Source organism: Sphingomonas naasensis (assembly GCF_004792695.1).
Lineage (GTDB): Bacteria > Pseudomonadota > Alphaproteobacteria > Sphingomonadales > Sphingomonadaceae > Sphingomonas > Sphingomonas naasensis.
Genome location: NZ_SRXU01000005.1, coordinates 31,820 through 44,322, shown reverse-complemented (window position 1 = coordinate 44,322; position 12,503 = coordinate 31,820). Strand labels below are relative to the sequence as shown.

Below are 12,503 nucleotides of genomic sequence, written 5' to 3'. Positions count from 1 at the left end.
TAAGCAGCCGGCCATGGCGTGGGTGCTTCCGCAGGACCTGAACTGGCGAAGGACCGCGCTCTGGCTGGCGCTGACGCTCAGCATCGGCGCGGGCTGGCTGTTCAAGGGCCATTGCGTGCCCGGCGGCTGGAACGATGGCGAGCAATATAGCAGCGGCTGCTACAACGACGTGATGCCCTTCTGGCACGCCCGCGAGGTCGCCGACGGCAAGATCCCCTATTTCGGGACGCGGATGGAATATCCGGTGCTCACCGGCGCGCAGATCGGAGTCGAGGGCGCAGCCACCCGGTTGTTGTTCGGGCGCCGTGCGCACGACTTCAACTTTCTCGGCGTGGTGCTCGTAGTCAACGGGCTGATCGCCGGATTGGTCCTGCGCATGTTCCTCGCCAGCGGCATGCCGCCGCGGCGGCTCTGGACGTGGGCGCTGGCGCCGCCGCTGATCCTCTATATCGGGCATAATTGGGACATCGCCGCCGTGGCGCTCGCGGTCGCCGCGCTGCTCCTCGCGCGCGACGGCAGGCTGGTCCCCGCGGCGGCGCTGGCCGCGCTCGGCACCGCGGCCAAGCTGTTCCCGATCCTCGCCTTGCCGTTGTTCGGGCTCGGCGCGCTGTTCGGCGACGATCGGCCCTGGCCGCAGCGCCTGCTTCGCGCGACGGCATTGTCGGCGGCAGCGATCGGCGCCTGGGCGATGGTCAACCTGCCCGTCGCGTGGTTCGCGTTCGACAATTGGAGCGAATTCTATCGCTTCTCGCAGGAGCGGCCCGGGACGGTCGCGGCCACGTGGAGCGTCCTCGCCGACAGGGGCTGGTGGGATACGTGGATCGAGGATCGCAACTTGTACGCCGCGATCGCCTTCCTGCTCGGCTTCGTGCTGATCATCGGCTTCGGCTGGCGCAGGCACCGCGGCCATCTCTGGGTGCTGTTCACCCCCGCGCTCGCCTGGTTCATGCTCACCAACAAGGTCTATTCGCCGCAGTTCGATCTGTGGCTCTATCCGCTGCTGCTGCTCACCATGCCGCGGCTATGGCCGCTGGCGCTGTTCGTGCTCGGCGATGTCGCCGCCTATTTCGCGGAATTCTGGTGGCTCGGTGGGCTCGACCATCGCTGGCCCGCGGCCACGCTCACGCATGTCGCGATCGCCGCGGGCTTTCGCGCGCTGGTGCTGGTGTGGATCATCGCCGAGTGCACCTTGCGTGACCCGCCGGGCTGGCTAGTTCGCCGGCCCGACTGATCCCGGTCAGGGCAGCGGCAGATCGGTCTGCTCTTCGCGGCGTGCCCGCGCTTCGGCCTTGGCGGTGGTGATCTTGCGGCCCAGGCATCCGGTGCCGCCGCTCGGCCCAACCGTGGTGCAGCTGCCGGTCCCGGTCCGGTTCGTGCTGGCGTCGAGCGCATCCTGCGATCGCACCGCCCAGCTTTCGTTCGTCTGCGGGCGCCCGGTCTGTTGGCGCAGCTCGCCGGGGATGCGGTAGCGGTCGCTCTCGGGCGCGCGCACGCAGACGGTGTCCGCGGGGCAGGGGTCGTTGCCAAACACCGTCAACACGCCGCCGACCGGCGCATTTGCCGAGCGTGTCTGCTGCGAGTTCTGCGCCTGGACGGCAGTCGGCAGCAACGCGGGGGCCGCTATGGCGCTCGCCACAATCAGTATCCGCTTGAGCATCCTGCATTCTCCTCGCGCCGTTTCTGGCGCTTCAACGCTGAACCCGGCCTGTCATATCCGTTTCGAGATCGCAATGGCGGCGCGGCAACCCGCGCGGATCAGCCCCGAGAGCAATGGATAGGCCAGCGCGGTCTCGGCGCCCGAGGCGATCGCGGTGTCGAGATGCTCGAGCTCCTCGTCGCGGAATTGCGCCACCGCGCCGCTCAGCTCGGGATCGCTCGCGCCCAGTTCGTCGAGCTGGCGCTTGTAGTGGCGGTCGATCTCGGTCTCCACCGCGGCGGTGCACGCCATCGCCGCGGCGGGCCCCATTGCCGCCGTGGCGGCGCCGAGCGCGAACCCCGCGACGTTCCAGAAAGGCTGGAGAATCGTCGGGCGCACGCCCCGGCGGGCGATCATCGCGTCGAAAAACGCGCGGTGACGCTCCTCCTGATTGGCCATGCCGTTGATCGTCCGCGCCGCCGGGGTGCGGTCGCCCATCACCGCCAGCTGGCCGGCATAGATCCGCGTCGCGCCATATTCGCCGGCCTGGTCGACCCGCACCATCGCGTCATGGCCTTCGCGGCGATCGCCGGGCTTCCAGCTCATCCGCGTGCCCTTCGCGGCGCCAGCGCGAAGATCGCTACCGCGCCCGCCAGCGACAAGATCGCGTTGAACCCCGCGAGGCTGATTCCGAACAACGTCCATTGCGGTGCGTCACAACGAATCAGCGGCCGGCGCAGTGCCTCGTTGAGCAGATCCATCGCGTCGCCATGGCTCACCGGCGCGGTGCACGCGGTGATTCCCTGCCACCAATGATATTCGACCCCGGCATGGAACACGCCGATCGCGCCGCTGACTGCGATCAACACGCCCGCGAACAGCACGAACAGCATCTGCACCGGGCGCCCCAGCGGCGCGAAGGCCAGCGCCGCGACGGCCACCGCGGCATAATGCGGCCAGCGCTGCCAATGGCACATCTCGCACGGCACCAGCCCGAACAGCTGCGAGCCCCATGCGCCGGCAAGCAAAGCGGCCGGTAGCAGCAGCGCGATCAGCCGCGCGATGCGGAGCCCGTCCCTGCGCACGCCTCAGCGACCCTTGGTCGCGACCTGGGGCTTGCCGCCCGAGCGCGCGATGGTCTGCAGCGCATAATGGAGCTGGAAGTCCTCGATGCCCTGCTTCTTGAGCTGCTCGGCGGTCTGGGCAAAGCGCGGATCGCTGCGCGCATCGTCCTCGAGCGTCGCGTCGTCGACCTTCTCGGCATTGATCAGGTGGCGGCGCAGATCGGCCTCGCGGATCACCGTGCGGTCCTTGTAATCGGGGTCGGAGATCTGCGGGACGAGCAGGTCGGGCTTGATCCCGCCTTCCTGCACCGAATGGCCCGACGGCGTGAAATAGCGCGCCGTGGTGAGCCGCAGCGCGGCGCGCTGGCCCATCGGCAGGATGGTCTGCACCGATCCCTTGCCGAAGCTGCGCACGCCCATCACGAGCCCGCGATGATGGTCCTGGATCGCCCCGGCGACGATCTCGGAGGCCGAAGCGGTGCCCGAATCGACCAGCACAATCACCGGCAGCCCGCGCGCGAGATCGCCCGGCACCATCGATTCGGCGTAATAGCGCTCGATATCGCCCTTCTCGCGGCCGCGCTGCGAGACGATCTCGCCATGGCTCAGGAACACGTCGGAGACGGCGATCGCCTCGCTCAGCAGCCCGCCGCCATTCTCGCGCAGATCGACGACATAGCCGAGCGGCTTGTGGCCGAGCTGCTTGTCGATCCCCTGGATCGCCTTGATCGTGTCGGCACCGGTCTGGGCGGTGAAGGTGTTGATGTTGATATAGCCGACGCCGTTCTTGACCTCCCACTTCACCGGCTTCTGCACGATGATCTCGCGCACGAGGCTCAGCTGGAGCGGCTTGTCGGCGCCGGGGCGCACGATCGTCAGGTTGATCTTGGTGCCCGGCTGGCCGCGCATCTGCTCGATCGCTTCGTCGAGGCTGCCGCCGACGATGAACTTGCCGTCGATATGGGTGATGAAGTCACCCGATTTGATCCCTGCGCGCGCCGCCGGGGTGTCCTCGGTCGGCGCGATCACCTTCACCGCGCCGTCTTCCTGAGTCACGGTCAGGCCCAGCCCGCCATAATTGCCGTCGGTCTGGATCTTCAGATTGTCGAAATCGAGCCCGTCGGCATAGCTCGAATGCGGATCGAGCGCCGCGAGCATGCCTTCGATCGCGCCCTTCACCAGCGTCTGGTCGTCAACCTTGTCGACATAGTTGGCCTTCACCTGGTTGTAGACTTCCATGAAGGTATCGAGCTCGCGATAGCTGTTGGTGTCGACACCCGCCATCGCGCCCGAGGCGACGGGGACGAGTGCGAGCGCGCCGACGGCGGCAGTGACCTGAAGAAGCGAACGGAGCATCAGACGACTTTCGACAAAAACATGCTTCGGTGATTTAGTGCAGGATAACGGCATTTCCACGGCCTGTCAGTTCAGCAATTGCGCGAGATCCATGGGCTCGCCGCGCCGGCGCAGCTCGATCGTGACGCGCGGATCGCCGCTCGCCCACGCCCGGCCGATCAGGCGGCCCTGCGAAACCTGATCGCCGACCCGCACCGCGAGCCCGCCCAGCCCGGCGATCAGCGAGGTCCAGCCCTCGCCATGGTCGAGGATGATCACCCCGCCATAGCCGCGAAACGGCCCGGCATAGACCACGCGCCCCGCCGCCGGCGCCACGACGCGCGCGTTGGTCGCGGTCGCAAGCGTGAGCCCGCGCGCGCGCACCCCGGTGGCGGAAAGCTCGCCCAGCCCGGTGATCAGCCGCCCCGGCACGGGCAGGCGATAGGCCGCCGGTGCGCTGGCCGGCGGCGCGGCGCCCTCGTCGGGGCGCGGCAACGGGCCGGGCAGGGCGATCAGCGCCTGCTGAACCTGCGAGGCCTCGCCCTCGGACTGCAGCTGGTCGACAAGGTCGCGCGCGCGCTCGCCGAGCGCGAGCGCGCGGTCCGATTCGATCAGCGCGTTGCGGCCGAGTTCCTGCGCGCGCGCGCGGTGCCCCGCCTCGAGCTGGACCAGCGCGATCCGCTCGGTCTCGAGCCGGGTGCGGCCGTCGCGCAGGCCGCGCACCGCGCCGGCGGCGTTGGCGCGCAGTCGCTGGACGCGGGCAAGCTCGGTGCGCAGCTCGGCGGTGCGGCGCTCGACCACCGGCATCGCCGTGCCGAGCACCGCGCGGACATGCACCATGTCCTCGGTCGAGCCGGGCTGGACGAGCCCGAGCACCGCGGGGCGGCGCGCCATCGATTGCAGTGCCGCGATCAGCCGGACGATCGGTCCCTGCCGCTCGGCGACCGCGACGCGTCGGGCGGCGAGCAGCCGGTCGACGATCGCGATCCGCGCCTCGGCGGCGACCAGCTCGGCCTCGGCGGCCTTGACGCGTTCCGCGGCGGCGGCTTCCTGCGCGCGCGCCTGCACGGCACGGTCGCGCTCGTTGGCGGCGGCGGCCTCGAGCGCGCGGGCGCGCGCCTCGGCGGCGCTGGAGGCGGCGTTGGCGGATTTGAGCCGCGCCTGCTGCTCGCGCAGTTCCTGCGCCGGCGCCATGCTTCCCGCGGCGAGCATCGCCAGCAAGGCGGCGGCAGTGACGATGCTCCGCGCGGGGCCCATGGCTCAGCCTTCGCGGTGATAGGGGTGGTTGGCAAGGATCGACGTCGCGCGCCACAATTGCTCGGCGAGCATCGCGCGGGCCATCAGATGCGGCCAGGTCGCGCGGCCGAACGAGATCAGCAGATCGGCGCCGGCGCGTTGAGCATCGTCGAATCCGTCCGCCGCGCCGATCAGGAAGCGCGCCTCGCGCACGCCGTCGTCACGCCAGCGCCCGAGCCGCTCGGCGAGCGTGCGCGAGGGCAGGTTCTCGCCGGTCTCGTCGAGCATCACGATGCGCGTGCCGGGGCCCTGCTCGGGCATCTTGCCGCCGGTGTCGGGAAGCTCGCTGATCCGCGTCGGCCACGCGACGCGCTTCATGTAGCGCTCGACCAGCTCCGCCTCGGGGCCGCGCCCGATGCGCCCCCGCGCGACGATATGGAGCAGCATCGCCGCGCGTCAGCCGTTCAGGCTTGCCCTGCGGTTTCGCCGAACGACCACATCCGCTCGAGATTGTAGAAGGTGCGCACTTCGGGGCGGAACAGGTGGACGATCACGTCGCCTGCGTCGATCAGCACCCAGTCGGCGGTGGGCAGGCCCTCGACCCGCGGCGACCGGCCGAACTCGGCCTTGATCTTCTCGGCGAGCTTGGCCGCCATCGAGGCGACCTGCCGCGTCGAGCGGCCCGAGGCCACGACCATGTAATCGGCGATGCTGCTCTTGCCAGCGAGCGGGATCGAAACGGTCTCGACCGCCTGATCGTCGTCGAGCGACGCCATCACGAGCGCGTGCAGCGCCTCGACGCTTTCGGCGCCGGTGCTACGCTGCACATGGGGGGAAGTTGCCAAGTTAGCTCCTCAGGGTTGCAACATGTCGGTGCGCGACCGGGTGGTCGCCGCCGACGCAGTGGATATGGGCGTCGCACGCGCGTTCGGAAAGTGCCTGTGCCAGGCAGGGTCGGCGGCGCGAATGCGGGTCGCCGAAGTCGGATCGGGGCGAAAGCGCAGCAGCACGAGGGCCGGCAATCTCCAACGCGTCCATTTCTTCGCCTGGTCCGCGGGCCGCACAGCGCGCCGCAGCCAACTCATCGCAGGACTGGCGTGAGCACGCGCATCATAGCCGGGGCGGGCAATCACCGCAATCGGAACCTGCCGCGCGATGTCGCGCCAGCGCTCCCATTGGTCGAATTGGGCGAGATTGTCGGCGCCCATCAGCCAGATGAAGCGGTGCCGCGGATAGAGCCGCGGCAGCTTGCGCAGCGTGTCGGCGGTGTAGCGCGTCCTGATCCTCTGCTCGACGTCGCTCACCCGGATCGGGGCGTGCCGCGCCATCCGCCGCGCCGAGGCGAGCCGCGCGCCGAACGGCGCCATGCCCTTGTCGGGCTTGAGCGGATTGCCCGGCGAGACCAGCCACCACACCTCGTCGAGCCCCAGCGCCCGGAGCGCATGGAGCGAGAGCTTACGATGCCCGCGATGCGCCGGGTTGAACGAGCCGCCGAGCAGGCCGATGCGTTTCATTCGGGGAAGCGACGGACGACTTCGATCGCGCCGACGATGGCCGCGTTGAACGCCGGCAGATCCTCGGCGGGGATCCAATATTCGCGATGCGCAAGACCGCCAGCCTCTTCAACTCTGTAGTTGGCGAGGAAGGCTCGCTCCACGGCGAAGCGCGTAACGAACCCCGATCCGCTTTCGGGTACGTTCCAGTCGCGCGCAATCTTGACTGCATAGTCTTCGCTGGTGACCGGATAGAAGATCGGCTGTTCGGGCAGGCGCGGTGGGAAGGCGCGCATGCCACTCGCTTCGATCAACTCCAGCTCCCGCGGGCCCACGGGACGCCACAAAGTCACGGTGTCGGTCACGGCCGCGCCTGGCCGGCCCCGCGCACCACCCATTTGTACGTCGTCAGTCCCTCGAGCGCGACCGGGCCGCGCGCATGCAGCCGCCCGGTCGAGATGCCGATCTCGGCGCCGAGCCCGAACTCGCCCCCATCGGCGAACTGAGTCGAGGCGTTCCACATCACGATCGCGCTGTCGACTTCGCCGAGGAAGCGCTCGGCGGTCGCGGCGTCTCCGGTGACGATCGCGTCGGTGTGATGCGATCCGTGCGCGGCGATATGGTCCATCGCCGCGTCGACGCCGTCGACCAGCTTCACCGAGAGGATCGCGTCGAGATATTCGGTGTCCCAGTCCTCGGCGCCGGCCGCCGTCACGCGCGGCTCGATCGCGCGGATCTCGGCATCGCCGCGCAGCTCGCATCCGGCATCGGCCAGCGCGGCGAGCACCGGCGCGGGGTCGGCGAAGCCGCGGTCGATCAGCAAGGTCTCGGTCGCGCCGCAAATCCCGGTCCGCCGCATCTTGGCGTTGAGCGCGAGATCCCTTGCCATCGCCGGATCGGCGGCGCGGTCGATATAGGTGTGGTTGAGCCCGTCGAGATGCGCGAGCACCGGCACCCGTGCTTCGGCCTGGACGCGCGCGACCAGCCCCTTGCCGCCGCGCGGCACGACCATGTCGATCGCGCCCTCGGCGGTGAGCATCGCGCCGACCGCGGCGCGATCGGTGACCGGCACCAGCTGGACCGCGTCGGCGGGCATGCCGCCTTCGGCCAGCCCCCGCGCCAGCGCCGCGTGGATCGCGCGGTTGCTGCGGATCGCCTCGGAGCCGCCGCGCAGGATCGCGGTATTGCCCGACATCGCGCAGAGCGCGCCGGCATCGGCGGTGACGTTGGGGCGGCTCTCATAGATGATGCCGATTACCCCGATCGGGATGCGCACCCGGGTCAGCTCCAGCCCGTTGGGCCGCTCGACGCGCTCGATCTGCTTGCCCACCGGGTCGTCGAGTCCGGCGACTGCATCGACGCCCGCTGCGGTCGCCTCGACCCGCGCCGCATCGAGCCGCAGCCGGTCGAGCATCGCGCCGGAGAGGCCGGCGGCCCCGGCGGCGGCCATATCCTCGGCATTCGCCGCGACGATCGCGTCGCGGTCCGCGCGGATCGCGGCGGCGGCGGCGCGCAGCGCGCGGCTTTTCTCCGCGCTCGACATCAGCGCAAGGCGCCGGGCGGCGATGCGCGCCCGCGCGGCCATCTCGGCGATCAACTGTTTCGTTTCGGCATCGGCCATGCTGCACCCGCTAGCACGGCTTGGCGCAAGCTGATAGATCGTCGCGCATGGGGGAATTCGAAGCAGCGGGTGAGATGATCACCGGGGGTTTGCTCGGCCGCGCGGTGGAGCCGCAGGCGGGCGAGGGTCATGCGCAGGGGCACCATATGTGCCTCAATTGCGGCACTGCGCTGATCGGCGCGCATTGCCATCGCTGCGGACAGGCGGGGCACGTCCATCGCTCGCTCGCCGCGATCGGGCACGAAATCGTCCATGGCGTCTTCCATTTCGAAGGCAAGTTCTGGCGCACGCTGCCCTTGCTGGCATGGCGCCCCGGCGACCTCACCCGCCGCTATATCGCCGGCGAACGCGCGCGCTTCGTCTCGCCGATGGCGATCTTCCTCTTCTCGATCTTCGCGATGTTCGCGGTCTTCTCCTTCGCAGGCATTTCCCCGCCGACGGACATGCGCGGCGTCAACGCCTATCCGCTCGCTGCGGTGAAGTCCGAGCGCGAGCAGGTGGTGAAGCAGCGCGAGAAGGCGATCGAGAAGCGCGACGCCACCGATTCCGACGCCGATGACAAGGCCGAGGCGGTACAGGACATCGCCGATGCCGATGCACGGCTGAAGGGCCTCGACGCGGCGGCGCAGCAGCTCAAGGAAGACCCGGTCGAGGTCAAGGTGGCGCACACCGGCTGGTACACGCTCGATCACGGCATCGAGAAATGGCAGCAAAACCCGTCGCTGATGGTCTACAAGCTCCAGTCGAGCGTCTACAAATTCTCGTGGCTGCTGATCCCGCTGTCGCTGCCCTTCGTGTGGCTGCTGTTCTTCTGGAAGCGCGAATACAAGCTCTACGACCACGCGATCTTCATCATCTATTCGATCTCGTTCATGTCGCTGCTGTTCATCGTGATCACGGTGGCGGCGAAGCTCGGCGTCCCGTCGAAAGTGTTGGGCTCGGCAGGGGTGTTCATCCCGTTCTTCCATATCTGGCGCCAGCTGCAACAGGCCTATCGGCTGCGCTGGTGGTCGGCGCTGCTCCGCGCGATCGTGCTCACCCATTTCATCACGATCGTGCTGTGCCTGTTCCTGCTGATCCTCGTCGCGATGGGGATGATGGGCTGATCGCGGCGGGGCAGGGATAGCGGCGGTCGAGATAGGCGAAGATCGCGTCGTGCATCGCCATGCCGCGCTCCGCCTCCGGGATCTTCTCGAGCTCGGCGGTGATCGTCGCGCCATCTATTTTCTCTTCGGTGCCGCGCGGCGGGCAGGCGCGCGGTGCGCGGCCCGCGGCAAGATCGTCGTCGAGCTGTTTCTTATAGGCCGCGACCGGGTCGAGGATCTCGGCGGCCAGCTTCGGCGGCTCGGTCGAGAGGCGCATCAATTCCTTCAATTCCAGCATCGCCCGCCAGCGGCGTAGGAACGCCGCGACGCTGATCCCCTCGGCCTTGGGCAAGGGTCTTTTCGCGACCGGCGAGGGCGAGGGCGAGGGCGAGGGCGAGGGCGAGGGCGAGGGCGACGGGGCGGCGATCGGGGCGGCAGTCTGGTCGCCCCCCGACGAGGATGCGAGCAGGATGCCGGCGGCGAGCAATGCCAGTTTCATGCGGAAGCCCCTTTTCGGCCAAGGCTCGCCCCGCGGCGCTTAACTCCGGCTGAATTCGCCGCGGTCGCCGGCCCCGCTCAGCGGCAGGGATAGGTCCGTTTCATATAGGCGTAGACTGCCGCCTTCATGCTCATCCCACGCTTGGCGGGCGGGATCTTCTCGAGCTCGGCGAGCATCTGCTTCGGCGTGAGCTTCGGCTTGCCCGTCTCGGGCGGGCAGCTGTGCGGCGTCTTGCCGGCGGCGCGCGCCGCGCGCAGCTCGGCGGTATAGGCGGCGCGGATCGAGGCGACTTCGCGGCGGACCAGCTCGGCATCGGGCGAGAGCGCGGCCAGCGGGCCCTGCGCCTGCAGCGCCTTCACCTTGGCAAGGAATTGCGCGACGCTCATCGCCTGCGCCCCTGTCGGGGTGAGCAGGCCCAGAACCGCCGCCGCAACCATCATATGCCGCATACGAAAAACCCTCCCGCGATTGCTCGGGGGAGGGCTAGTCGCGACGCATTTAACGTCAACTGAACTTACGCACCCTGCGGCGCGGGATTGCCGAACGGGCCCTTGGGCTTGCGGATCTTGGGGATCGAGGTGCCCGCGCTGGAGACCGGCGCCGCCCGCGCGCCCGGATCCTCGCGGCCGAGATCCTCGCCGGCGATCAGCCGCTTGATCTCCTCGCCGGTCAGCGTCTCGTACTCGAGTAGCGCCTGGGCGAGGCTGTGGAGCTGGTCGACATGGTCGGTCAGCACCTGCTTGGCGCGGTTGAGGCCGCCTTCGACGAGCTTCTTGATCTCGCCGTCGATCAGCTTCGCGGTCTCGTTCGACATCGGCGCCGCACGGCTGCCGCCATAGCCGAGATAGCTCTGCTCATCCTCGGCATATTCGAGCGGACCGACCGCTTCGGACATGCCCCACTTCGTCACCATCGAACGTGCCAGACGAGTCGCCGACTGGATGTCCGACGATGCGCCCGAGCTGACCCGGTCATAGCCGAAGATCAGTTCCTCGGCGACGCGGCCGCCCATCGCGATCGAGAGATGCGCGTACATCTGGTCGCGGTGCATCGAATTCTGGTCGCGCTCCGGCAGACGCATCACCATGCCCAGCGCGCGGCCGCGCGGGATGATCGTCGCCTTGTGGATCGGGTCCGAAGCCGGCTCGTGCATCGCGACGATCGCGTGGCCGGCCTCGTGATAGGCGGTCATCCGCTTTTCGTCCTCGGTCATCAGCATCGACTTGCGCTCGGCGCCCATCATGACCTTGTCCTTGGCGTCCTCGAACTCGCTCATCGCGACGAGGCGCTTGCCGCGGCGCGCCGCGAGCAGGGCCGCCTCGTTGACGAGGTTCGCCAGATCGGCGCCGGAGAAGCCCGGCGTGCCGCGCGCGATGACGCGCGGATCGACGTCGGGCGCCAGCGGCACCTTCTTCATGTGAACCGAAAGGATCTTCACGCGGCCTTCGATGTCCGGACGTGGCACCACGACCTGGCGGTCGAAGCGGCCGGGACGCAGCAGCGCCGGATCGAGCACATCGGGGCGGTTGGTCGCCGCGATGATGATGATGCCTTCATTGGCCTCGAAACCGTCCATCTCGACGAGCAGCTGGTTGAGCGTCTGCTCGCGCTCGTCATTCTGGTTGCCGAGGCCCGCGCCGCGCGAACGGCCGACCGCGTCGATCTCGTCGATGAAGACGATGCACGGTGCCGATTTCTTGGCCTGCTCGAACATGTCGCGGACGCGGCTGGCGCCGACGCCGACGAACATCTCGACGAAGTCCGAACCCGAAATGGTGAAGAACGGCACGCCCGCCTCACCCGCGATCGCGCGGGCGAGCAGCGTCTTGCCGGTGCCCGGCGAGCCGACGAGCAGCGCGCCCTTGGGGATCTTGCCGCCGAGGCGGGCGAACTTGGTCGGGTCCTTGAGGAACTCGACGATCTCCTGCAGCTCCTCGCGCGCCTCGTCGATGCCGGCGACGTCGTCGAAGGTGACCTTGCCTTCCTTTTGGGTGAGCAGCCGGGCGCGGCTCTTGCCGAAGCCCATCGCGCCCGAGCCCGAATTCTTCTGCATCTGCCGCACGAAGAAGACCGCGACGCCGAGGAAGAGCAGGAAAGGCAGCGACTGGACGAGGATATATTGCCAGATCGACGCGCCCTCCTCGGGGCGCGCGTTGATCGTCACGCCCTTGGTGCGCAGCGTCGGGATCAGCTGGGGATCCGCCGGCGCGTTGGTGCGGAACTTGGCGTCGCTCGAAAGCGTGCCCGAGACGACGCTGGTCCCCGCCGATCCGGCGGCGATGTTGACCGACTTCACTTCGCCGGCCTGCACCTTGTCGAGGAACGTCGAGTACGACATCCCGTCGGCCGCCGTCTGGGTCGTGCGGCCGTCGAACAGCGTCACGAACAGCGCGAGCGCCGCGAGAATACCCGCCCAGATCAGCAGGCTCTTCATCCAGGGATTGCCGCCGCCGTTTTCAGGACCCTGCGGCTTGTTGTTGTCGTTCATATCGAGCTCGATACCTTTCGCCCATCATAGATAGGCACCGCCAGGT

15 protein-coding genes are annotated in these 12,503 nt (G+C 68.7%); 2 read left to right on the top strand and 13 right to left on the bottom strand.

Going from position 1 to position 12,503, the window contains the following annotated elements:
* Window positions 1-13 precede the first annotated feature (13 nt).
* Window positions 14-1,231, top strand: coding sequence for a glycosyltransferase 87 family protein (locus tag E5A74_RS12145; protein ID WP_135985286.1), 1,218 nt, complete (start codon window positions 14-16; stop codon window positions 1,229-1,231).
* Window positions 1,232-1,237: 6 nt separating this feature from the next.
* Here the strand turns inward: E5A74_RS12145 and E5A74_RS12140 are convergent, their stop codons facing one another.
* From E5A74_RS12140 to E5A74_RS12095, 10 genes are all read right to left on the bottom strand, one after another.
* A complete protein-coding gene (locus E5A74_RS12140) occupies window positions 1,238-1,657 on the bottom strand; it encodes a hypothetical protein (RefSeq protein WP_135985284.1) in 420 nt (139 codons plus the stop codon).
* Between the two features lie 51 nt (window positions 1,658-1,708).
* Entirely contained in the window at window positions 1,709-2,242 is a 534-nt protein-coding gene (locus E5A74_RS12135; RefSeq protein ID WP_135985282.1) for a demethoxyubiquinone hydroxylase family protein, read from the bottom strand.
* Window positions 2,239-2,721, bottom strand: a complete 483-nt coding sequence (locus E5A74_RS12130; protein WP_135985280.1) for a disulfide bond formation protein B — start codon at window positions 2,719-2,721, stop codon at window positions 2,239-2,241. Before E5A74_RS12130 ends, E5A74_RS12135 begins: the two co-directional genes overlap by 4 nt.
* Window positions 2,722-2,724: 3 nt before the next feature.
* Window positions 2,725-4,056, bottom strand: a complete 1,332-nt coding sequence (locus tag E5A74_RS12125; protein ID WP_135985278.1) for a S41 family peptidase — start codon at window positions 4,054-4,056, stop codon at window positions 2,725-2,727.
* 66 nt (window positions 4,057-4,122) lie between these two features.
* Entirely contained in the window at window positions 4,123-5,292 is a 1,170-nt protein-coding gene (locus E5A74_RS12120) for a murein hydrolase activator EnvC family protein (protein WP_135985276.1), read from the bottom strand.
* 3 nt (window positions 5,293-5,295) lie between these two features.
* Entirely contained in the window at window positions 5,296-5,718 is a 423-nt protein-coding gene (locus E5A74_RS12115; RefSeq protein WP_135985274.1) for a 23S rRNA (pseudouridine(1915)-N(3))-methyltransferase RlmH, read from the bottom strand.
* A 17-nt stretch (window positions 5,719-5,735) separates the two neighbouring features.
* The gene (gene rsfS, locus E5A74_RS12110) at window positions 5,736-6,047 is read right to left on the bottom strand and encodes a ribosome silencing factor (RefSeq protein ID WP_208411862.1); all 312 of its coding nucleotides are present in this window, start codon (window positions 6,045-6,047) and stop codon (window positions 5,736-5,738) included.
* A 78-nt stretch (window positions 6,048-6,125) separates the two neighbouring features.
* Window positions 6,126-6,785, bottom strand: coding sequence for a nicotinate-nucleotide adenylyltransferase (locus E5A74_RS12105; protein ID WP_135985272.1), 660 nt, complete (start codon window positions 6,783-6,785; stop codon window positions 6,126-6,128).
* Window positions 6,782-7,129 (bottom strand): hypothetical protein, encoded by a 348-nt coding sequence (locus E5A74_RS12100; protein WP_240699786.1) that lies wholly within the window; start codon window positions 7,127-7,129, stop codon window positions 6,782-6,784. The genes E5A74_RS12105 and E5A74_RS12100 overlap by 4 nt, the downstream gene beginning before the upstream one ends.
* Window positions 7,126-8,385 carry a glutamate-5-semialdehyde dehydrogenase gene (locus E5A74_RS12095; RefSeq protein WP_135985268.1) on the bottom strand — a complete coding sequence of 420 codons (1,260 nt, stop codon included), beginning with the start codon at window positions 8,383-8,385 and terminating at the stop codon, window positions 7,126-7,128. The genes E5A74_RS12100 and E5A74_RS12095 overlap by 4 nt, the downstream gene beginning before the upstream one ends.
* Before the next feature lie 47 nt (window positions 8,386-8,432).
* On the opposite strand from E5A74_RS12095, the gene E5A74_RS12090 reads away from it, so the two are divergent.
* Complete coding sequence (locus tag E5A74_RS12090) at window positions 8,433-9,491, top strand: DUF3667 domain-containing protein (RefSeq protein ID WP_135985265.1); 1,059 nt, start codon at window positions 8,433-8,435, stop codon at window positions 9,489-9,491.
* Here the strand turns inward: E5A74_RS12090 and E5A74_RS21375 are convergent.
* The 3 genes from E5A74_RS21375 to ftsH form a co-directional block, all read right to left on the bottom strand.
* A complete protein-coding gene (locus E5A74_RS21375) occupies window positions 9,433-9,969 on the bottom strand; it encodes a hypothetical protein (protein ID WP_135985263.1) in 537 nt (178 codons plus the stop codon). The genes E5A74_RS12090 and E5A74_RS21375 overlap by 59 nt on opposite strands.
* Before the next feature lie 77 nt (window positions 9,970-10,046).
* A complete protein-coding gene (locus E5A74_RS12080; protein ID WP_240699785.1) occupies window positions 10,047-10,418 on the bottom strand; it encodes a hypothetical protein in 372 nt (123 codons plus the stop codon).
* 65 nt (window positions 10,419-10,483) lie between these two features.
* Window positions 10,484-12,457 (bottom strand): ATP-dependent zinc metalloprotease FtsH, encoded by a 1,974-nt coding sequence (gene ftsH, locus E5A74_RS12075; RefSeq protein ID WP_135985261.1) that lies wholly within the window; start codon window positions 12,455-12,457, stop codon window positions 10,484-10,486.
* Window positions 12,458-12,503 lie beyond the last annotated feature (46 nt).